The following is a 20,998-nucleotide window of genomic DNA, read 5'->3' on the forward strand; positions in this document are numbered from 1 at the left end:
GAAGGAGAGCAAAAAAGCAAAGCTATTATCTTATAGTTAATCTTGCCGATGGATTTCTTCGTGTAGCGCAGCGCTCTATGTCCTTCGTGGTGTATCGCATTGATTTTTAATTCAGAACTTTTTACCACGAAGCGGTTAGCTTTCACGAAGATAAAGATTAAAAGCTTACTGCTTTTTCTACTGCCCTCGTTGTTTTTTGGATGAAGCAATATTTAATTTCAACGGTACTCAGAGATAGGCCTGACGACAAAGTCAGTTAGGCACGCGGTAGGGTGAAGGAGCTTGCGAAGGCGCAATAAAAAACGCCGCAATGTACTATTGCGGCGTTTTATTATCGAATCAAACCTAGCGGTTGCTCGTTAAATTGAAACCACATCAAACTCAACATTTGGGTTGACGTCAGCTTCGTAATCGATGCCTTCGATACCGAAACCGAACAGTTTTAAGAACTCTTCTTTGTATTCACGGTAATCGGTCAGCTCGCTTAAGTTTTCAGTGGTCACTAGTGGCCACATGTCACGGCAATGTTGCTGGATCTCTTCACGAAGCTCCCAGTCATCTAAACGAAGACGGTTTGAATCGTCGACATCAGCCGCAGTGCCATCAGCCTTGTATAGGCGTTCACTGAACATACGGTTGATTTGCTCGATACAGCCTTCGTGTAAGCCTTCTGCGCGCATTTTCTTAAATACCATCGCAATATATAGAGGCATAACAGGGATGGCAGAACTTGCTTGAGTCACAACACTCTTAAGTACTGCAACGTTAGCGCTACCGCCAGTAGCAGAAAGCTTAGTATCTAACGCGTGAGCGGCTCTATCGAGGTCCATCTTAGCTTTACCCAGTGCACCATGCCAGTAGATAGGCCATGTCAGCTCGGTGCCGATGTAGCTGTAAGCAACGGTTTTGCAGTTATCGCTTAACACGCCAGCTTCAGATAAGGCTTGCATCCATAGTTCCCAGTCTTCGCCGCCCATTACTGTGACAGTATCGGCAATTTCTTGCTCAGATGCAGGCTCTACCGTTGCTTCGATGATAATGTCTTTGTTGGTATCAACAGCGGTTGCAGTATAAGTTTCACCGATTGGCTTTAAAGATGAGCGAATTAGCTCACCACTGTCAGGCATTTTTCGAACAGGAGACGCGAGTGAGTAAACGACCATATCAACCTGACCTAGGTCTTGCTTGATAATTTCAATCGCTTTTTGCTTTGCTTCGTGGCTAAAAGCGTCGCAGTTGATGCTTTTAGAGTAAAGGCCTTCTGCCTTAGCAAACTTGTCAAATGCCGCTGAGTTATACCAGCCCGCTGTGCCAGGTTTAGTTTCAGTACTTGGCTTTTCAAAAAACACACCTAACGTGGCGGCATCGCTACCAAAAGCGGCTGTGATGCGTGAAGACAGACCGTATCCACTCGATGAGCCAACGACTAATACTTTTTTAGGGCCGTTAGCAATTTTGCCTTTAGCTTTGGTAAAGTTGATTTGCTCAAGAACATTAGCTTCACAGCCAACAGGATGGGTCGTAGTACAAATAAAACCACGGATTCTAGGTTTGATGATCATATTTTTTGATTCTCTTAAAAAATTGTCTCTAGGATAATTAAACCGACATCAAATGGCACTCGTTTTTGTTGAAAATCGGCTTTTTTATCAGTGGTTGGAGCAGTTTACAGACTGGAAAAGAGGCCTTAGAGGCCTAATCCTACGAGTTTATGCCCAGTCAAAGCGAAACAAACCCTTGTTATTTTTTTCGGGTAAACAAACTTTGCTCTTGGATCAGCCTTTGGGTGTATTCATGTTGAGGTGCATTAAACAATTGTTCTGTAGTTGCTTTCTCAACCATCACCCCTTTTTTAAGTACCATTATTTTATCGCTGACATGGCGGATAATATTCATATTATGGGACACGAATATATAAGACAGCCCCATATCTTGTTGCAGTTCGAGCAATAGGTTTAAGATCTGTGATCTTACTGATAGATCGAGGGCGGTTAAGGCTTCGTCAGCAATGATAATTTTTGGGTCAAGCATTAACGCTCTCGCTACGGCAACGCGCTGTTTTTGTCCTTCAGAGATCATATGTGGATAAAATTCAATATGCTCCGGTAATAGGCCAACCTTTCTAAGCTTATCAATCACCTGGGCCTTGCGTTCACGACTATCCAGTTTAGTATTAAATTTCAGGGGTTCATCCAACAATTCGCCAATGGTCAGCCTTGGGTTAAGTGAGGTATTGGGATCCTGAAAAATCATGCGGATCAGGCGACAACGCTGTTTTAGATCGTGTTTATCTAATGGTTCCCCTTCGAAGAAAATCTCTCCGCCACTTCTAATTTCCGCACCGACCAAAATTCGAGCTATTGTACTCTTGCCCGAACCCGCTTCACCAACAATGGCTAATGTTTCACCCTGGTTTAACTCAAATGATACCGGTGAAAGCGCCTTGTTGTATTGACGCTTAAAACGTTTGTAGCCAGCATAATAACTTTTACTGAGATCATTAACTTTAAGAAGTGGTGTCGTCATTGCATGGCTCACTGTGGTAGGGGAAATGACAAGCAAAATAGCGGCCTTTTTTATGGCACAAACTAGGTTTACTAACACAACGTTTCTGCGCCTGCGGGCAGCGCGGTCCAAGTCGGCAACCTATAGGCAGATGTTGCAATGCTGGCGACGATCCTGGTAAGGTTTTCATCACGGATTTATGGGCCAATACTCCGGAGTAGTCGGGCATATTATCGAGTAACGCTTTAGTATAAGGATGAAATGGTTGCTCGAGGAGTTCGGATGTCGGGCCCGATTCCATCACTTGACCGCAATAGAGTACGGTCAGCTGATCGCACCAGCCCGATAAGGTTTCTAATTCATGGCTGATAAGTAAAATGGATACATTGTGTAGTTGATTAAGTTTACTTAAAAGTCTAAATATCTGCGCTTGAGTGCTGATCTCCATCGAGTCTGTGGGCTCATCTGCAATCAATAGGCGTGGCTGATTGGCAATGGCCATTGCTATCATCACTTTCTGACACTCACCTGCAGAGAGCTCCCAAGCATAACTGCTCATGACCTCTTCAGTGTTTTTAATACCAACCTTATGCAACCATTTTTGCGCCGTTGCTTTACGCGCTTTATTGCGTTTCCAAAATGAAACTTGTTTATCTTGAGGCATGGCTTCAACGAGCTGACTACCCACTGTAATCGCTGGATCTAGGCTACCTGTAGGATCTTGGAATATGACTGCGATTTCACTGCCCATTAAATTGCGGCGCTGCTTGGTAGACATGTCCATTAGGTTTTGGCCATCCCACATCATACGATCAGCAGTAATGGTCCAGTTATGGCCAGGCACCCCTAAAATCGCGCGAGCGAGTAGAGTACGACCTGAGCCTGACTCACCCACAAGGCCGTGTAATTCGCCGGGGTTTATGGTTAAGCTAACGCGCTCCAGAGCCTTGACTCGCCCTTGAGGCGTATCAAGTTCAATGGTGAGGTTACGTATATCAAGTAAAGGCATAGTATTAATTTCTGATGGGCGATAACGCCGATCTCAAACCATCACCGACTAAGTTAATAGCAAGCACGCTACATAAAATAGCAACACCTGGGATGGTTACAGTCCAAGGTGCGGTCAATAAGTTATCTAATCCTTGAGAGACCATAGCGCCCCATTCAGGGCTTGGGGCTTGCGCTCCAAGGTTTAAGAATCCCAGTGCTGCAATATCCAAAATCGCAGCTGAAATGGCCAGCGTCGTTTGGATTATCACGGTTTCCCATACGTTTGGCATAATGACATACCAAAAAACCTGTACTGAGTTAGCGCCGTCTAACTTGGCCGCTGTCACGTAATCTTTTTGCAGTTCTTCGTGCACAGCTTGGTGAATTGCCCTTACAAACTGTGGCGTTAGGGCTATACCCACAGCCCAAAATACGTTATCTAATCCTGGCCCCATAACCGCTACAACCAATATTGCCATTAATAAAGATGGAATGGATAACAGCGCGTCGAGAAGGTGGCTTAAAATTGATGATTTTAGCCCCTTCATCATGCCAGAAATTGAGCCAATGATGAAACCGACTAACAAGGACGCCAGTACAATAGCCAGCGCCATGCCAAACGTAAGGTGCGCACCGTGAAGCAAGCGACTAAAGATATCTCGGCCTAAATCATCGGTCCCGAGAAAGTGCTCAACCGTGCCACTCGCATCCCAAGACGGCGGTAAAAGCAGTGCCAATGGATCCTGTTGCTCTGGTGAAAATGGCGCTATCCATGGGCCAAAAATTGCCACTATAAGTAAACAACATACAGCCCAAAGCCCTATTAATGCGAACGGGTTATCAGCAAATGCCTGCCACACCTTTTGCATTGGCGAAGGGATATGGTCTTCTTGATAAATTCTAATTCGCGGCATAAAGTTCTTTCCTGCTTAGCGGATTATAAGCGTTATGAAGTACTTCAATTAAGATGCTTAAAAAAATGATGATAAGTGCAACGCCTAACACGCCACCTTGGATCACTGTGTAATCACGCTGATAAATACCCGATACTAACCAGTTGCCGACTCCGGGCCAGGAGAAGATAACTTCAACAATCATGGCGTAACTTGCAAAAGTCCCCAGCATTAACCCCAAGTTTTTTAGCACGGGAATAAGCGCATTTGGCAGCGCATGGCGTAGCACAATGGTTCCAGTATGTAATCCGCGAGCTTCAGCTGCCTTAATGTAAGGTTGGTCCATAATGTTTAACATGGCGGCGCGGGTAATTCGTACCACCACTGTAAAAGGCAATACGGCTAGGGTTATCGAGGGTAATATAATATGAAACAGGGCATCTTTAAATGCGGAGAAACGGTATACCGAGTCAGAGAAGAGGGTATCGATTAGCATAAATCCGGTCTTTGGCTCGATTTCATATAATAGGTTAATCCGCCCTGATACTGGCAGCCAACCAAGTTCGACACCAAACCAGAGTGATAAGGTGAGGCCTAACCAAAATACCGGAATTGAATAACCGGTTAAGGTGATCGCCATAATACTGTGTTGGGTGATTTTATTCTTACTTAATGAGGCGAATATCCCTAATGGAACGCCCAGTAGTACTGCAATTAGCCCTGCAACCGTTGCTAGCTCAAATGAAGCAGGCAATGCCTGGGTTAATTCTTCAATAACTGGACGTTGAGAGGTGATAGATAAGCCTAAATCGCCACTCAAACGCGTCTTTGCATAGGCAATAAACTGCTCTAGTTGATTGCCGTTTAACTGATAAGTCTCTTCTATTTGCTGTAATTGCTCTGCGCTCGGGGCCGCTATTCCGCTTAAAGCAAATGCCTTATTAACGGGGAAATGTTCAGTCGTCACAAACAACACGCCAACTAATACAAGCGTTGTGGCAAAAAATAGGTTTAATCTGCGTAAAAGATATCGACCCATTATAAGTCTCCCTCAGGCGCTATATTTTTGGCTCGTTCAAATGAAATCCCGCCAAAAGGAGTAAGCTGTGTTTGTTTGACGTTTCTGTTTTTAAAGGTCAACTGGGTAGCGTGGGCAAATGTCATCATAGGCACATGTTCGATAAATAACGCTTCAGCTTGCTGATAAAGTATTTTTCGTTCGGGTTCTGATGTCGTGGCTTTGGCCTTTGCTAAGATGCTATCCATTTCTAAATTACACCATTGGGCACGGTTACTCGACGAGTCGAGAGAGTCACAACTCATAATAGGTGAAAAGAAATTATCAGGATCGCTATTATCAGCATTCCAACCAATTAACACTGAGTCATAGTCGTTACGATTAAGTTTTTGATTAAATACACTCCAATCGTAAGTGACAATATTGACCTTAACACCGATATTGGCCAAGTCGGCCTGGATTAGTTCGGCTGTTTTAAGCGCATTAGGGTTATAAATACGTGCAACGGGCATCGCCCAGATATCAATGCTTAGGTTGGTTATTCCAGCATCCTTTAACAAGGCGCGTGCCTTTTCAGGATTATATTGATAGCGGCTCTTATTGTAATGGTAGGCCCAAGACTGGGGGGGCAGCATTCCCGTCGCTTTTATCGCTGTTTCTTGGTAAACCACCCTTAAGATGTTGTTTTTATCGACGGCGTAGGCCAATGCCTGACGAACACGAACATCATCAAAAGGTTTCTTTTGGGTGTTGAAAGCCCAAAATGCGACATTGAAACCAAGTTGGGTATCAAGCTCAAGGCTAGGGTGGCGCTTAATCACAGGTAGCTCGCCAGCTTTAGGGAGCGCAGATACACTACAATCACCCGTGATGAGCTTGGTTAATCTGGCACTACTTTGTGGGGTAATATTAAAAACAAGCTGTTCCAATTCAGGTAAAGTGCGCCAAAAATCATCATTTCGGTGGTAACGGATAAGCTCATTTTTGACATATTTGACCAACTTAAACGGACCCGTACCGACAGGGTTTCTGTCCAGCAGCTCAGGGGTTCCTTGGTTGATGAGGTTATCGGCGTACTCTTTAGACAAAATAACAGAGAAACCGGTTGCTAAATTGGCAAGAAATGATGCATCACTTTGATTCAGGTGAAAAATCACTTCGTCATCAGCCACTTTTTCTATATTGGCGACAGTTTGATTAAAACCGATACTTTGAAAGAAAGGGTAACCACTTTTTGATACTTGATGGTAAGGGTTGCTGCTATCTATGATGCGATTAAAAGAAAACAGCACATCATCGGCGTTTAATTCGCGAGTCGGTGTAAACCAAGGGGTATGATGAAATTTGACACCTGATCGTAACTTAAAGCGATAGCTTAGCCCATCTTCAGAGGTGTCCCATGAGGTCGCAAGAGAAGGCACTATTTCACCCGAAATCGGGTCATAATCGACTAAACTGTCGTAAATTTGTTGTGAAGTGGCGTCAATTGTCGTTCCTGAGGTCACTAACTGAGGATTAAACGTCTCAGGGTTGCCTTCCGAGCAGTAGACTAAACCCGCGGGAACTTGCTGTGGCCCACAGGCGATGAGTAACAAGTTAATCGCAACGATCCCGGTGATCAACTTTATTCTCTTTAGCAGCTGTTTCATTAAGCAATCATTTTTTAGCTGAACATTGTCAGCCATTTTAACAGTGCCCGCTAGCTAACAGCAATTATTTATCCAGCAAGTTGTATTTCTTTAAGATCCCGCGAAGCTGATGGTAACTAAGGTCGAGCAATTCAGCGGTCTTCTTTTGGTTAAATTGGCCCGCTTCTAACGCGAGTTTAAGAATAGCTACTTCGTTTTGCTCACAGTGTGTTTTGAAGTCGATAGGGAAGTTAACCGTATTGTCGACCTTTGTTATTGGGTTAGCACTTACTTCTGTGCCATTGTTAGTGAAATTAACGTTTTCAGAAGACACACTTTGCTGACGCTCTTTTGTTTTAACGCGCTTTGTTGGTCGATAGGGGGAAGCAAAGGGGTCAATAATGATCTGATCAATGGCGATGTTGGTATCGGCATTGCGATAAACGCTACGTTCAACAACGTTTTTAAGCTCGCGAATATTACCAGGCCACTGATACTCCATAAGCTGCTTAGTTGCATTTGGGCTAAAGCCTTCAAATAGCTCAAGCTTTAACTGTCTTGCCATACCGACCGCAAAATACTCTGCAAGTGGCATGATATCTTCTGTTCTGTGTCTTAAGGGGGGCAAAGTGATCACATCAAAAGCGAGTCTGTCGAGTAGATCTGGTCTAAATTCACCCGCTTCAGCAAGAGAGGGAAGATCTTCGTTGGCGGCACAAATAAGGCGCACATCGGTTTGTACCGTTTTGCTTCCACCGACGCGTTCAAATTCGCCGTATTCAATTACGCGTAATAACTTTTCTTGAATTAGCCCTGAAGTATTGGCAAGCTCATCTAAAAACAAGGTGCCGCCATCGGCGCGTTCAAAACGGCCTTCATGTTTTTTATTCGCTCCGGTAAATGCACCGGAGTCATGGCCAAACAACTCACTTTCGAGTAAGTTTTCACTTAACGATGAGCAGTTGAGCTTGATAAAGCTTTGATCCCAGCGTTTTGATAAATAGTGCAAACGCTCAGCGATAAGCTCTTTACCTGTACCGCGTTCACCAATAATGAGTACCGGCTTAGATAAAGGCGCTACTTGTGAAATATGTTCAAGGACTTCCAGTAAAGCATTGGATTGTCCAATCAGGTTATCTTGCTGAAATTGCTTTCTCACAGTAATTTTTAGTCTTTCACGCTAATAAGTGGTGAAAATAATAATATGACGGTCAGTTTATAAATGAAAGTAAAAGTTAAATAATTGTTTAAGTCATTGTATTGTTGGGTAAATAGAAAGTTGGCACGGAATGTGGATTATATTTATCGAATCCAACGTTAATTAGAGGAAATTATTATGGGAATCTTTTCACGCTTTGCAGACATCATAAACTCGAATATCAGTTCATTACTTGATAAGGCTGAAGATCCAGAGAAAATGGTTCGTCTTATCATTCAGGAGATGGAAGACACGTTAGTTGAAGTGCGCTCTACCTCTGCCAAAGTATTGGCTGAGAAAAAAGAGATCATTCGCCGCATCGCTAAAGTACAAGAGCAGGTACAAGATTGGGAAAATAAGGCTGAACTTGCTTTATCGAAAGACCGTGAAGATCTTGCGAAAGCGGCTTTAGTTGAAAAACAAAAAGCTAATGACCTAGCGCAAACACTTGCTGCTGAATTAGTGGTTGTTGAAGAGCATATCTTGCGTCTTAAAGAAGAAGTTAACTTGCTACAAGATAAGCTAGCCGATGCTAAAGCACGTCAAAAGACTATCATCATGCGCAAGCAGACAGCTTCATCACGCTTAGAAGTAAAGAAGCAGCTTGATTCAAGTAAAATTGATAATGCCATGAATAAGTTTGATCAATATGAGCGTCGTGTAGAAAATTTAGAATCTCAAGTTGATTCATACGATTTGGGTAATAAGCGCACGCTGAACGATGAATTCGCTGCGCTAGAAGCTGAAGATTCAGTTAACGCCGAGCTTGAAGCGCTTAAAGCGAAAATAAAGGGAAGTAAAACTAAAACTAAGTAATAACCTAAAAGGAGGTGAGTTATGGACCCGGATATTTTAATGGCCCCGATTATTATTTTTATGGTAGTCGTGGCTCCAATATGGTTAATACTGCATTACCGCAGTAAGAGACAGGTTAGCCAAGGCCTTACTGAAGAAGAGTTTAACCAGCTTAATGAGCTGATTGCCAAAGCTGACAAAATGTCACACCGCATTGAAACGTTAGAAGCAATCTTAGACAGTGAGGCACCACAGTGGAGGAGTCGAAATGATTAAACAACCTCGACTCATTACTGTAGAACTGCGCCACTATTTAATTAAATAACAAGGAGGAAGTCAGGATGAACGATGGTAAACGAACGTTATATCGGATTCCTCAGTCAGGTAAAATAGCGGGTGTGTGTGCCGGTATTGCTGATTACTTCAATTTTGAAACTTGGTTAGTTAGAGTACTTGCCGCTTCAATCTTCTTGTTGGGTGGCTCAGGGATTGTGCTGATCATCTACGTGTTGCTTTGGATGATCTTGGATATTAAACCTGGCACAGGAAAGAACGAGTTTGCAAGCAAAGAGATTGAATTGAAGAAAAAGTTTTGGCAATCAGGAGAGCCAGCTAAAATGGCCTTAAGGGATGTGAATAGCCAGTTTAGAACTTTAGAAGTGAGGCTACAAAATCTAGAACGTCACGTCACTTCTGACAATTACGATCTTAAAGATCAAATCAATAATTTATAGATGAATCATCTGTAGCCAATGATCTATAAGCAATGATCTATAGTTCAATGACGGGGCAGGCTATACTGCCCTAGAACTTTCTCAAAACGAGTTTTACTTCATTTTATGGCAAGTCTTAAACGCTCTCTCAAAAAGCTCACTAAGAATACCCAAGCCGTTGCGCTTAGAACAACCGATAGAAATCTACGCCTAGCGGTTACAGGCTTGGCTGGGGCGGGTAAAACAGCGTTTATTACTGGCCTTGTTAATCAACTGCTGCATTCCGGTATTGCAGAAACAAGCTCACACTTACCCTTATGGCAAGTCGCGCGTGATGGTCGCTTGTATGGCGTAAAACGCGATATGCAACCTGATTTAACTATTCCAAGTTTTAATTATGACGGGGCGATGAAGTCGTTAACGACTGAACCTCGGGTCTGGCCAATATCTACCCGTAGTATCAGCGAGCTCAGACTCGCCATAAAATATCGTCCAGCTAAAGGTTTACTATCAAAGCTTACCGATAGTGCCACCTTATATTTAGATATTGTCGACTATCCGGGTGAATGGCTACTCGATCTGCCCATGCTAAAACTGTCATTTCAGCAGTGGTCAAATACGCAAGTAGAAAGAAAGGCCGTTTTTCAGTGTTCGACTTATTATGCTGAATTTACTCAATTACTTAATAGCATTGATTTGGCTAGCGAAGCTGATGAACTTAAGCTGCAGCAAATTGCAGACAGTTACCAAAAGCTACTGCAAGACTGCGTGACGAATCATGGATTTTATTATGCTCAGCCGGGGCGATTATTGTTACCGGGTGAGTTAGATGGCACGCCTGTTTTGGCATTGTTTCCGCTGCTTGATATTGATGAGTTAGGCTTTCAAACACTTGAGCAATCGGCCTCTAACAGCTTTTATCACACGCTAAAGCAGCGCTATAAAGAGTATGTCAGTCGGGTCGTTAAACCTTTTTATCATGATTACTTTGCCAAATTTGATAGGCAGCTATTACTTGTCGATTGCTTTACCCCACTAAACCGTGGCCGTGCTCAATTTGATGACATGAAATCAGCAATCCATGCGGTGATGGAAAGCTTTCAATTTGGCCAGTCGAGCTTACTCAAAAGACTTTTCTCGCCAAAAATAGATAAGCTGTTGTTTGCAGCCAGTAAAGTTGACCATGTTACTCGTGATCAGCAAGGCAATGTTTTATCTTTATTGACTCAATTGGTTCATCAAAGTCAGCAACACGCTAAGTTTGAGGGTTGTGAGGTTGAAACCATGGCGATCAGTGCGATTAAATCAACTAGCCATGGCATGGTCAAACAAGATGGACGCGAAATAGAAGTGGTACGTGGCACCGAGCTTAGCGAGCAAGAGCCTGTGACCCTGTTTCCAGGAGAGGTGCCTAAGTCTTTACCCTCTGCTGATTTTTGGGATAATCAGGGCTTTGAGTTTGTCAATTTTGCGCCAGCAGTGAATCAACATCCGCAGCGCAGTAACGCCGATTTTGAGCACATACGTTTAGATCATGTTTTACAGTATTTGCTCGGTGACAAGTTGAAATAATACTAGATCAGTCTTTAGGTAAACGTTAGACGAGTGAGTGTGTATGTCACAAGGTGATAATTCCATTAAAAAACAACAACGATTCGACAATAGTGACTCTGATAGCAATGAGACAGATATAAAGCTAGCTGCAGCGACTAGCTTTGATCCACAGCTCGAGTTTATCGAAACCGCTAGCTTCTCAGAGTCAGAGCTTGAAACCCTAGTTGACGAGCGTTTAGCGGCGTTTGATCCGTTAGCGCAAGAAACGACAAAAGATCCGCACTTAGCGCGTAAACGCAGTTGGTTGGGGAGGTTGTGCCTAGTCGGTATCGCTGTGGTCGTGGTTGTAGAAGCCGTTCTTAGCCTACAAGCGGCTTTTTTACAGAGTAGTTGGTTATTTGGCCTTTATGCCAGTGTCACCGTTCTTGTGACATTATGGGCTGGTAAGATGACCTTTGTTGAATGGCGAAAGCTAAAAGCCTTAAAGGCTATCGAAGACAGTCAAAGTGTTGGTAACCGTTTAGTGCACAGCATGCAGATGGGAGAGGCCGATCCATTTATTGATGAGATCATTGAGAAACTCCCTAAAACCGTGCAGGTTAGTCGATATCAGCAAAGTGTTACAGCGGAACATAACGACGCTGAAAAACTCATATTGTTCGATTCACTGGTATTGAGTGAGCGTGATTTAGCTGCTAAAAAAATTGTGCGACGTTTTGCTCAAGAATCGGCTTTATTACTGGCTGCGAGTCCTTTAGCGATGTTAGATATGGCGATTATTCTTTGGCGTAACCAGAGCATGATTAATAAGCTTGCAGCTTGTTATGGCGTTGAGCTGGGTTATTGGAGTCGCATAAAACTGATCCGCAGCATTATAGGCAATATTATCTACGCCGGCTCGAGCGAGATTATTACCGACTTAGGCACTCAATTGTTGTCGGTAGAGATGTCAGGTAAATTATCTGCCAGACTCGCTCAAGGGCTAGGTGGCGGACTGCTAACGGCAAGGCTCGGTTACCAAGCAATGGCATTATGTCGTCCGCTTGAGTTTACTGCGCAATCTAAGCCTAAGCTTTCAGGGATCCATAAAGAACTGCTACTCAGTCTAAAAGAGCTATCGGCGAGCGTATTGTCTAAAAGCGTTAAAGCAGAGAAGACAACGGTCCATAAAGACTAGTTTGTTATATTAAACGATTTGATGATGCTCGCGACTGAGGCTTCGCGCTAACTTATAAGTGCTATTTAGCAAACACTTATAAGTGCTATTTAGCAAACACTTATAAGTTAGCCACTCACTAAAACATCGTTGATAATCCCACTTGCCTCCTCACATTTCCCGTTGGCTGTAACATTCAATTTACATGCTGCTTAAGTCAAATTCCTCCCAAATAGTATGATCTTTAGCCTGAGTAGTTCATGTTGAGTGCATAAGAGTTAGCCCTGTTGTTTGATTTTTAGATTTAATGGGTTGGTAAATTCATTTGAGCTTGAAGAGAGTTAACTGACATTCACAACGATTAAAAAGTCAGTGTAAATTAGTTGGGAGAGCAATATGCAAGATAGATGGAAACTCGCCACAAAAGTAATCCATGCTGGACGTGAGAGTAACCCCGTCGGTGCGCTGGTGACGCCATTATGCCAAAGTGCTACTTTTGTGTTTGATAGCGCAGAGCAGGGCGGAGCGAGATTTTCGGGAGCTGAACAAGGTTATATTTACACGCGTTTAGGAAACCCGACGACAGCAGAGCTTGAGCGCAAAATTGCTGCACTAGAAGGCAGCGAAGCGGCGGCTGCGACGGCTTCTGGCATGGCGGCGGTATCGGCAGCATTATTGGCAAACTTAAGTCATGGTGATCATTTAGTCGCATCTAATGCAGTTTATGGATGTACTTTTTCGTTAATGACTTCGCTGTTAGTGAGGTTCGGCATTGAAGTATCATTAGTTAATTTCAATGACGAAGCGGAAATTAAGGCCGCAGTAAAGCCTAATACCAAAGTAATTTTTTGCGAGACACCAGTAAATCCACATTTAGATGTGTATAACCTAGATTTGATAGCTGGTATCGCTAAGCAGCACAATTTGGTGAGTGTGGTGGACAACACCTTTATGACGCCTTTATTGCAGCAACCCATCAAGCATGGGATCGATATTGTTATTCACAGCGCCACTAAATACCTCAATGGTCATGGTGATGTTATTGCCGGGCTGATCTGCGCGAGTCATCAGCAGATGGAGGTGATTAAATATGAAGTGCTCAAAGATGTTGGCGCAGTGCTTTCTCCCCATGATGCATGGCTCATCCTGCGAGGATTAAAAACCTTAGATGTTCGCCTTGAAAGGCATTGTGATAATGCTGAAAAAATCGCTAGTTACCTTGAGTACCACCCGAAAATATCTAAGGTGTACTACCCAGCACTTAAAAGCCATCCTGGTCATAAATTGCTTGGCACGCAGATGCGAAGAGCGGGCGGCGTAATAGCGTTTGAGCTTGATGCCAGCCTTGAGGAATCGATAAGCTTTATTAATCAGTTGCCGTTATTTTCTATTGCGGTCAGTCTTGGCGATGCTGAATCGCTTATCCAGCACCCAGCTTCAATGACACATTCTCCTTATACAGATGAAGAGCGAAGTCGAGCGGGGATCACGGATAATTTGCTGCGGATCTCGGTGGGACTAGAATCGGTAGAAGATATTATTCAGGCACTTGAGGCGGGCTTAGATAAGCTGGGGTAATAACCAATTCGTGTGAGGTTAATACTTGCTGATTTTTACAATGAATAATAAGAGCCCGACCTAAGGTTGGGCTCTTTTGTGTTGGGTTAAATATCCCAGAAAGTATGCGCGATGATATAAAGCACTACCATACTGATAAAGTTGATAATCACACCAGCCTTCATCATTTCAGACTGCTTAATATAACCGGAGCCATAAACGATAGCGTTTGGTGGTGTGGCAACAGGTAGCATAAAGGCACAAGATGCAGCGATACCAATTAATACTGACAGCATAACAGGTGACAGCCCTAAAGCTTCGGCTATGGCAGCAAACACCGGAACCAATAATGCTGCACTGGCCGTATTACTGGCAAATTCAGTTAACATGACCACAAAGGCTATTACTGCAAATGTAAATAGCGCCATGTGGGTATTACCAAAAATATCGGTGATCCAATGGGCTAGAAATACACTTGTGCCCGTTGCTTTAAGTACAGCACTTAAGGTTAAGCCGCCACCGAATAGGATAAGTACGCCCCAATCTGTTGTGGTTTCAATTTTTTTCCATTGGACTAACCCAAGACCTGCCAATAGTACGACCGCACTCAGGGCTACAATTGTATCGAATTTAGCGATGCCGCCTAAGGCTTGTGAAAGAGGTTTACTGAAAATCCAGCAGCACACTGTTGAAATGAAAATAAGTAGGGTTAATTTACCTTGGAAGTTCAATGACTGCTGCTCGGCTTTCACTTCACAGATCATCGAAAGATCGGGCTTTAAGTACAAATAAAGTGCAATCAGCATCATTGGCAGCATAATTGCGACAGTAATAAGACCAAACTCAAGCCAATCGGCAAAAGATAGTCCTACTTGAGCAGCCGCAATCGCATTAGGCGGGCTGCCCACTAAGGTACCTATCCCGCCGATGTTGGCCGAGTAGGCGATACCTAGCAACACAAACAGGTAGGTGCTTTTATGCTTAGCGATATCGATTTGATGCAAAATACCAAGAGCAAGAGGTAACATCATTGCGGTTGTGGCGGTATTACTGATCCACATAGATAGACCCGCGGTGATCCCAAATAGCATCACACAGGCTACTGAAAGGCGACCTTTTGAAGCGCCAAGCACTTTCTGGGCAATCAACCTATCAATACCTTGGTGGTTTAACGCAGCAGCTAGCACAAAACCACCAAAGAATAGATAAATGATAGGGTTCGCAAAGTGACTCATTGCCGATTGTGTTTCGAACACACCAAATAGAACGGCCAAAATTGGAATTAGAATTGCTGTGACACTGATATGAATGGCTTCTGTTAACCACAGAATTGCTGTAAATACCAGTAAGGCTAAACCCGTATTAACGCCTTGTTCGAAGGGAAGGAAGTTATACATCAAAAATAACAGTATGATATCAGCAGCCAAAATGATTAACTTTTTCTGCTGTTTTGACATCATGCCATCGGTATTATCGGGTACTTTTGTTGATTCAAATGACATTGTCATGTCCATTATTATTTTAGGTTGACTCACTCTAGTTCAGCTTTAGCTAAGTTCAAAACCTGGCATGGCGTTAAAAACTTACAGATTTGGCATATAAAAAGCGTGCGAGCTCTCCCGAAAATAGTGCATTTGAGATTACTGTCACTTAAAGTTGTTCTGTTAATTCGACATTTATTCATCAAACAGGCATTTTTTGTATGTGCAATACAAGTTACTGAAAGTTAGCCATTATACCTTTAGTGTGATCGTGATCTCTTTCTTGTTGGTGCTGGTGTGATGGTGGGCGCTGACTGGCTAAATTCGCGACAGTGATCTATCTTTTAGTTGTGGCGATGGAAAAAGGATTGCGGCCACACATTTATGGATAAATAAAAGGAGTTTTCTATGTATAAAGTCATTTTGTCTGTTTTATGCCTATCGAGTTTATTAATATTTCCTGCAGTATCGGCAACGAAAGTTGCAGAAGCACCCACGTCACAGCAAGCAAAACAATCTAAAGCTAAATCCGAGTTGATTAAAATTAATAGCGCAACAATTGCTCAGCTATCCGCATTAAGTGGTATCGGTGAGGCTAAAGCCGCTGCAATTGTTGAGTATCGTCAACAGCATGGAAATTTTAATTCAATTGAACAACTCACCGAAGTGAAAGGGATTGGTGAAAAGCTAATCGAGAAAAACCGCAGCAAACTTAGTTTATAGCTACCTACAGTTAAACGGATAACCAACCCCTTACGCGATAAGCTCTAGTTTATAGTGTGAAAAAGCCCTTATTTAAGGGCTTTTGTTTATAGAATCGTCGATTAAACCCAAATTGGGTAAACTTGGGTGATAATCACTTGATTGCTGGTGATGCATGATAGATAATGCAGCCGTTCTTTGGAGTAACGCTCTTAAAGAAATCGATGGTGACCCTAGGGTCCCTCCGCAATGATAACTTGTGAACTCGGCCAGGCCTGGAAGGGAGCAACCGCAGCAAGTGACTCATGTGCCGGAGTGCGGCTCTAGGGGAGCCTCCAAACTAAAGTCTAATCAAAGGCTTATCTCAGAAATACCTCAGGTGATACACTTGGTGGTACACTCGATGAGAAATAGTTTAGCTAAAACTCCCCCATATTTGTTTCAATCTCGTCATGGCATTTGGTATGCGCGAATAGTCGTACCCGAAGCTCAGCAAAGCTCCCTTGGTAAACGTGAAATCAGAAAGTCCTTAGCGACTAGAGACCGTCTTGAAGCCGTTCGTAAGTCTTGGCAAGTGTTGAGCCAGTTACGCAGTGTTGCTGATGGTGATACTCAAGGCACTACTGAGGCGGTTCATACTCAAGCCTGTACGCAAGAGGCCTTAAGACCAGCCAATGTCTCTGCTCCCACTATTACCGCCCAAAGCAACAACAGTCATCCTAAGCTCCCAAGACTCAGCCAAGTTGTAGAAGAGTTTTGCCAAGAGAAACGCAAGCAAGGCGCATGGTCACCACACAGTGAGCAGGTTAACCGCCAGACCTTTAAAGACATGATTAGTCTTATAGGCGATATACGTCTTGAACAGTTCACCTTAGCTAAAGCATTAGAATACAAACGACACTTCTCATCCAAAGCAGACCTTGCTGTATCAACAGTTAATAAGCGACTGACCCGAGTCTCTTCACTATTACAGTGGGCAGCTCTCCATTACGGCACTAGCAACCCTATGACAGGCTTAAGTATTAAGGTGTCGGCAAAGGTTAAAGCCTCTAAGGCACGAGATGCCTTGAGCGAGACCAAAATCAATATGATCGAAACAACGTCAGGAGAATCAGTCATAGCGACTTGTCTTCTTTCTATAGTCTGGAGTCAGGTGCTATTTTTGGTGATTTTGACTAAAACAGGTAGCCACAGACAGATAAGCATTTATAGATCTTAAAGGATCTTGATTGCCTCATAAAGCCATATGGCTACCATTGTACTAAGGGAGGTCTAACGTGCCTCTACGGATCATTTAGAGGGCTTGTAGCTCTTTATTCCAGTGCCTTTTGATGGTTGCTAATGATAGACCTAGTACTTGAGCTGCCTTGGCTTGGGATAGACCATCGGCTCTAGCTTTGAGTACTGATTGAGTCGTACCTTTTGCTACTGGTCGGCCTAAGGTTTTACCCTCGGCTTTAGCTCTCGCAAGACCCTCTTGTGTTCTCTCGACAATCCTAGACTTCTCGAACTCAGCAAAGGCAGTCATAAGACTAAGCATGAGTTTTCCCTCTGGGGTGCTGAGGTCAGATACAGGCAGGTCTAACGATTGTACTGAGACACCTTTCTCTGTCAGCATCTTAATGGTTTGAAGCACATCAATAGCATCTCGTCCTAAGCGGTCAAGCTTCAAGACTACCAATCTGTCACCAGCCTCAAGCTTGTGGTCGACTAGTTCCTTAAAGGCTGGACGAGCCATAGCAGCGACACCACCAGATATAGATTCACTTATGATGCGAGTATCCAATAGGTCAGCGACTCTCTCCTTAAGCTGGTGGGCTTGTGTTTCAGCGTTCTGTTCAACAGTAGATACACGACAGTATGCAAAGGTTCTCATTAGGTTGGTCTCAGTGGCTGGTGTCATAAACGGTATCAACAATAATCTTGGGTGTCATCAATGTCAATGGGTAATTTGTTGATACCTGCTTGCGGTCACTTATGATGGTGTCATCTAACGACGGTTTGTTGAGCCTAATGATTCAGGGGTCTAAGCCTTGGTTGCTCTAGTGTTTATGTCCACAGGTTAGAGGGGCAGGGCTATAGCTAAAGATTTGTCTTTGTGTCTCTAATCGAAGGGGGGCAGGGGGGAAACTAGCAGAGACCTTCTTATTAAAAGGCCTCAGACAATTTTGTGATATTTTACCTTTCAGCCCAACAAGTTAGTAACAGAGTTGAGGTTGTCGCTTGATTATTCCATCGTTACTAAGAGCATATCTTAACTTATGAAAGTAGTTTTCTATAACACTCTAATAGCGCTGTTGGTATAACCTGTTTATGTTCTGTAATTGGCTGTTCAATTATTAGTTTCAATAATCTGTCAGGGTCTTCACGGTACGACTCCAAAGGCTTAAAAGTGTCAATAATTTTTTCGGCTAAATCATGACCTCTGAACTGACAATATCTTTCTGAGACATTAATGCTAAAGCCTCCTAGATAAGTAAATTCAATAGAATCATATGTGAGTTCATCACTTTTACACTTAAGCACTTCTGATTGAATGAGGTTTGAAACTTTCTGTAATTCGATATGTTCCATGTTTGGCAGTGAAATGTAATTAATTTCTGTACTCAAATTGTGTCGATCGCTTAGATAACTTGGAGCTTTTCGAAGTAAGAATAAGGCAATAAGCAGAGGGTCACATAAACAGTTTTCAATAGAGTGCCAATAGTCTTTTCCTAGTACTTTTACTCCCTTTGTGTCAGAGCGTTTTTGGTCACAATCCCAGTCTATTAAACCAAATATCTTGCTGTTGTCAGCACTGCGTAAGTTATCAACGGTCTTTATAACTACTGCGCAACCTGAACCAGTATGTTCACCACTTTTTTTTCTAGCCCCTGCACCAATAAAAGCTAGTGATATCTCAGAACTTAATTGTGATTTATATATTTGATACAAGGCGTCATACCTTTCTGCATCAGAATCACTTTCAACAAACACCTGTCTTCGCCCTGAGAAGTCAATTGCTAAGCTCGGTATTCCTTCTGTTAAGACATTCATGGCTTCAGATTTAGATGTTTTTACTAGGGTGGATAGATCTGGTTTCTTTAAATAAATACTATCTTCAGGAGCTATTGCAACAGTGGATGGTGAATGAGTCGTCATGATGACCTTAATCCCCTCCATTTTAACTATATTCTCTCTAATTATAGTAACTAACTGACGTGACATAGCAGGGTGTAAAGTAGCATCAACTTCATCAAGAAGAATTAACTTAGGCTTCGATAAGTCATTTCGTTCATCTGCGGTATGAAAAATACAAAAAGCAAAAGAAATTAGTACTTTTTCACCAGATGAAAGAGCTTGAAACTTGACTTCGACTCCTGTTGACTTTTTTATTAATTTGGGAACAAACGTTTTTACAGTATTACCAATTGGAAAAGTAATTTGAAAATCCAAATTTGCACTATTGAGGATATTATTTACAATTTCCCAAGGTGGGCGACCATGTCGGGCAATAAAATCCGCATCAGATAAATAAGATGAGGTGCTATCTCCGTCATCAAAGTCTAATCGACTCAGTTTATTATCACGGACTAGTTCATAGTATCGCAAGAAGATAAGAGAAAATGAATGTTGAAATAAAGACTGCCCAGATTTGAATGTTATAGGTAAATTTTTCGTGGAGTTTTGGTCTAATTTAATAATAGTACGATCGTCTAACCCATCAATCGATGAAATGGCACTTAGGTTGCTCCTGATCTGAACTGCGCTGTTTTGGATCTGACCGTTAATGTCTTTTGAGAACCGACTAAAATTCTCCATTTCAATAGCGGGAACTTCTAGGGTCTCTATTATCTGCTTTTCTTGCTCTTTCGATACATGATAACGGTTACAGATATGGCTGATCTGTTGTTCTAGAGCTACACGGAACTGCCTTGTATTTTCGAAGGTTTGTGAGATATCAGGTAGATTAGCTATATTTACAGCTTGTGGAACGTTGGGTACCAGAGTGTTCCAATCATAATAGATAACTTCTTGTCTAGCGCGGGTGATGCTGTCTACGCGAATGAAGTCTTGTTCTATAGCCTTCAGTAAGTGAGTTTTACCTGAGCCATTAACCCCTGTAATTAAGACGAAATCAGGAAGTGTATAAGGTGAAAACTCCTTTATTGAAGCATATTCTCTATTATATTGTAATTCCATACTGGCTCGCCAAATTTAAATTCATTATTATCAGTTGTTTACGCAGAAGGTCAAGTGATTATTTGTAGGCAGTGACTTTCAATAATAAACTTGTTTGCAGTTATCAGAAGTGGTACATATAGTGCGACATTAACGACTTAACCCAACTTGGGTCATTTCTGAGCTAGTTAATGGGTGCTTACCTCGCATGCCTCCGCAATGATAACTTGTGAACTCGGCCAGGCCTGGAAGGGAGCAACCGCAGCAAGTGACTCATGTGCCGGAGTGCGGCTCTAGGGGAGCCTCCAAAACTCCCCGCTTTTTGTAACACCTAAGAAATAACTATTTGTTTTCATACTTTTTTTAGTGCTAATCCAACTAACGTTATCAGTTCTATTGCGCCTTTTTTATATTAGACTCCCTACTTGTACAATTCGTGTGTACCACCTCATGTAAAAAATCGGATTAGCTTGTCCTGCCCCTGTATCTGGATTAGGCTCTGAATGTTCTAGCTGCTGGATATTGACTCCACAAGACGCCATGAACTCATCCCTGAGGGCTTAACTACAGCATATATGGACCCATCCGGTTTGCAAGATATTTAATATCAACTTTGAGAAGAGTTCATTGCACCCATATATTCGGCC

At 42.8% G+C, this 20,998-nt stretch carries 18 protein-coding genes and 2 other RNA genes; 10 read left to right on the forward strand and 10 right to left on the reverse strand.

Annotation, left to right across the window (positions count from 1 at the left end; translation table 11 throughout):
* Nucleotides 1-359: 359 nt before the first annotated feature.
* The 7 genes from fabV to pspF form a co-directional block, all read right to left on the reverse strand.
* Nucleotides 360-1,562 carry an enoyl-ACP reductase FabV gene (gene fabV, locus ACVBIK_RS19690; protein ID WP_447161204.1) on the reverse strand — a complete coding sequence of 401 codons (1,203 nt, stop codon included), beginning with the start codon at nucleotides 1,560-1,562 and terminating at the stop codon, nucleotides 360-362.
* Between the two features lie 178 nt (nucleotides 1,563-1,740).
* Entirely contained in the window at nucleotides 1,741-2,526 is a 786-nt protein-coding gene (locus ACVBIK_RS19695) for a peptide ABC transporter ATP-binding protein (RefSeq protein WP_447161205.1), read from the reverse strand.
* Nucleotides 2,507-3,514 carry a peptide ABC transporter ATP-binding protein gene (locus ACVBIK_RS19700; RefSeq protein ID WP_447161206.1) on the reverse strand — a complete coding sequence of 336 codons (1,008 nt, stop codon included), beginning with the start codon at nucleotides 3,512-3,514 and terminating at the stop codon, nucleotides 2,507-2,509. The genes ACVBIK_RS19695 and ACVBIK_RS19700 overlap by 20 nt, the downstream gene beginning before the upstream one ends.
* A gap of 4 nt (nucleotides 3,515-3,518) precedes the next feature.
* A complete protein-coding gene (locus ACVBIK_RS19705; RefSeq protein ID WP_447161207.1) occupies nucleotides 3,519-4,409 on the reverse strand; it encodes an ABC transporter permease subunit in 891 nt (296 codons plus the stop codon).
* A complete protein-coding gene (locus ACVBIK_RS19710) occupies nucleotides 4,396-5,427 on the reverse strand; it encodes an ABC transporter permease subunit (RefSeq protein WP_447161208.1) in 1,032 nt (343 codons plus the stop codon). The genes ACVBIK_RS19705 and ACVBIK_RS19710 overlap by 14 nt, the downstream gene beginning before the upstream one ends.
* A complete protein-coding gene (locus ACVBIK_RS19715; RefSeq protein ID WP_447161209.1) occupies nucleotides 5,427-7,055 on the reverse strand; it encodes an ABC transporter substrate-binding protein in 1,629 nt (542 codons plus the stop codon). The genes ACVBIK_RS19710 and ACVBIK_RS19715 overlap by 1 nt, the downstream gene beginning before the upstream one ends.
* A 64-nt stretch (nucleotides 7,056-7,119) precedes the next feature.
* Entirely contained in the window at nucleotides 7,120-8,193 is a 1,074-nt protein-coding gene (pspF, locus tag ACVBIK_RS19720; RefSeq protein ID WP_447170342.1) for a phage shock protein operon transcriptional activator, read from the reverse strand.
* A 177-nt stretch (nucleotides 8,194-8,370) separates the two neighbouring features.
* Between pspF and pspA the strand changes: the two genes are divergently transcribed.
* From pspA to ACVBIK_RS19750, 6 genes are all read left to right on the forward strand, one after another.
* On the forward strand, nucleotides 8,371-9,048 hold the full coding sequence (gene pspA, locus ACVBIK_RS19725; protein ID WP_447170343.1) for a phage shock protein PspA: 678 nt from the start codon (nucleotides 8,371-8,373) through the stop codon (nucleotides 9,046-9,048).
* Between the two features lie 21 nt (nucleotides 9,049-9,069).
* On the forward strand, nucleotides 9,070-9,303 hold the full coding sequence (gene pspB / locus ACVBIK_RS19730; RefSeq protein ID WP_447161212.1) for an envelope stress response membrane protein PspB: 234 nt from the start codon (nucleotides 9,070-9,072) through the stop codon (nucleotides 9,301-9,303).
* 65 nt (nucleotides 9,304-9,368) lie between these two features.
* A complete protein-coding gene (pspC, locus tag ACVBIK_RS19735) occupies nucleotides 9,369-9,761 on the forward strand; it encodes an envelope stress response membrane protein PspC (RefSeq protein WP_447170344.1) in 393 nt (130 codons plus the stop codon).
* A gap of 105 nt (nucleotides 9,762-9,866) precedes the next feature.
* The gene (locus ACVBIK_RS19740; protein ID WP_447161214.1) at nucleotides 9,867-11,312 is read left to right on the forward strand and encodes a YcjX family protein; all 1,446 of its coding nucleotides are present in this window, start codon (nucleotides 9,867-9,869) and stop codon (nucleotides 11,310-11,312) included.
* 43 nt (nucleotides 11,313-11,355) lie between these two features.
* On the forward strand, nucleotides 11,356-12,471 hold the full coding sequence (locus tag ACVBIK_RS19745) for a TIGR01620 family protein (protein WP_447170345.1): 1,116 nt from the start codon (nucleotides 11,356-11,358) through the stop codon (nucleotides 12,469-12,471).
* A 375-nt stretch (nucleotides 12,472-12,846) separates the two neighbouring features.
* Entirely contained in the window at nucleotides 12,847-14,028 is a 1,182-nt protein-coding gene (locus ACVBIK_RS19750; protein ID WP_447164117.1) for a trans-sulfuration enzyme family protein, read from the forward strand.
* An 86-nt stretch (nucleotides 14,029-14,114) separates the two neighbouring features.
* Here the strand turns inward: ACVBIK_RS19750 and ACVBIK_RS19755 are convergent, their stop codons facing one another.
* Nucleotides 14,115-15,509, reverse strand: coding sequence for an SLC13 family permease (locus tag ACVBIK_RS19755; RefSeq protein WP_447161217.1), 1,395 nt, complete (start codon nucleotides 15,507-15,509; stop codon nucleotides 14,115-14,117).
* Between the two features lie 387 nt (nucleotides 15,510-15,896).
* Here ACVBIK_RS19755 and ACVBIK_RS19760 point away from each other — a divergent pair, with 387 nt between their 5' ends.
* The 3 genes from ACVBIK_RS19760 (at nucleotide 15,897) to ACVBIK_RS19770 (ending at nucleotide 17,409) form a co-directional block, all read left to right on the forward strand.
* Entirely contained in the window at nucleotides 15,897-16,211 is a 315-nt protein-coding gene (locus ACVBIK_RS19760) for a ComEA family DNA-binding protein (protein WP_447170346.1), read from the forward strand.
* Nucleotides 16,212-16,423: 212 nt separating this feature from the next.
* Nucleotides 16,424-16,520: signal recognition particle sRNA small type (ffs, locus tag ACVBIK_RS19765), an RNA gene on the forward strand.
* A gap of 73 nt (nucleotides 16,521-16,593) precedes the next feature.
* A complete protein-coding gene (locus tag ACVBIK_RS19770; protein ID WP_447170347.1) occupies nucleotides 16,594-17,409 on the forward strand; it encodes a DUF6538 domain-containing protein in 816 nt (271 codons plus the stop codon).
* A gap of 75 nt (nucleotides 17,410-17,484) precedes the next feature.
* Here the strand turns inward: ACVBIK_RS19770 and ACVBIK_RS19775 are convergent, their stop codons facing one another.
* Both ACVBIK_RS19775 and ACVBIK_RS19780 read right to left on the reverse strand, forming a co-directional pair.
* Nucleotides 17,485-18,066: a recombinase family protein gene (locus tag ACVBIK_RS19775; RefSeq protein WP_447170348.1), complete on the reverse strand. Its 582-nt coding sequence runs from the start codon at nucleotides 18,064-18,066 to the stop codon at nucleotides 17,485-17,487.
* A gap of 383 nt (nucleotides 18,067-18,449) precedes the next feature.
* Complete coding sequence (locus ACVBIK_RS19780; protein WP_447170349.1) at nucleotides 18,450-20,372, reverse strand: AAA family ATPase; 1,923 nt, start codon at nucleotides 20,370-20,372, stop codon at nucleotides 18,450-18,452.
* Nucleotides 20,373-20,559: 187 nt separating this feature from the next.
* On the opposite strand from ACVBIK_RS19780, the gene ffs (ACVBIK_RS19785) reads away from it, so the two are divergent.
* Nucleotides 20,560-20,644: signal recognition particle sRNA small type (gene ffs, locus ACVBIK_RS19785), an RNA gene on the forward strand.
* Nucleotides 20,645-20,998: the final 354 nt, after the last annotated feature.

The organism is Shewanella sp. 125m-1 (assembly GCF_052977065.1).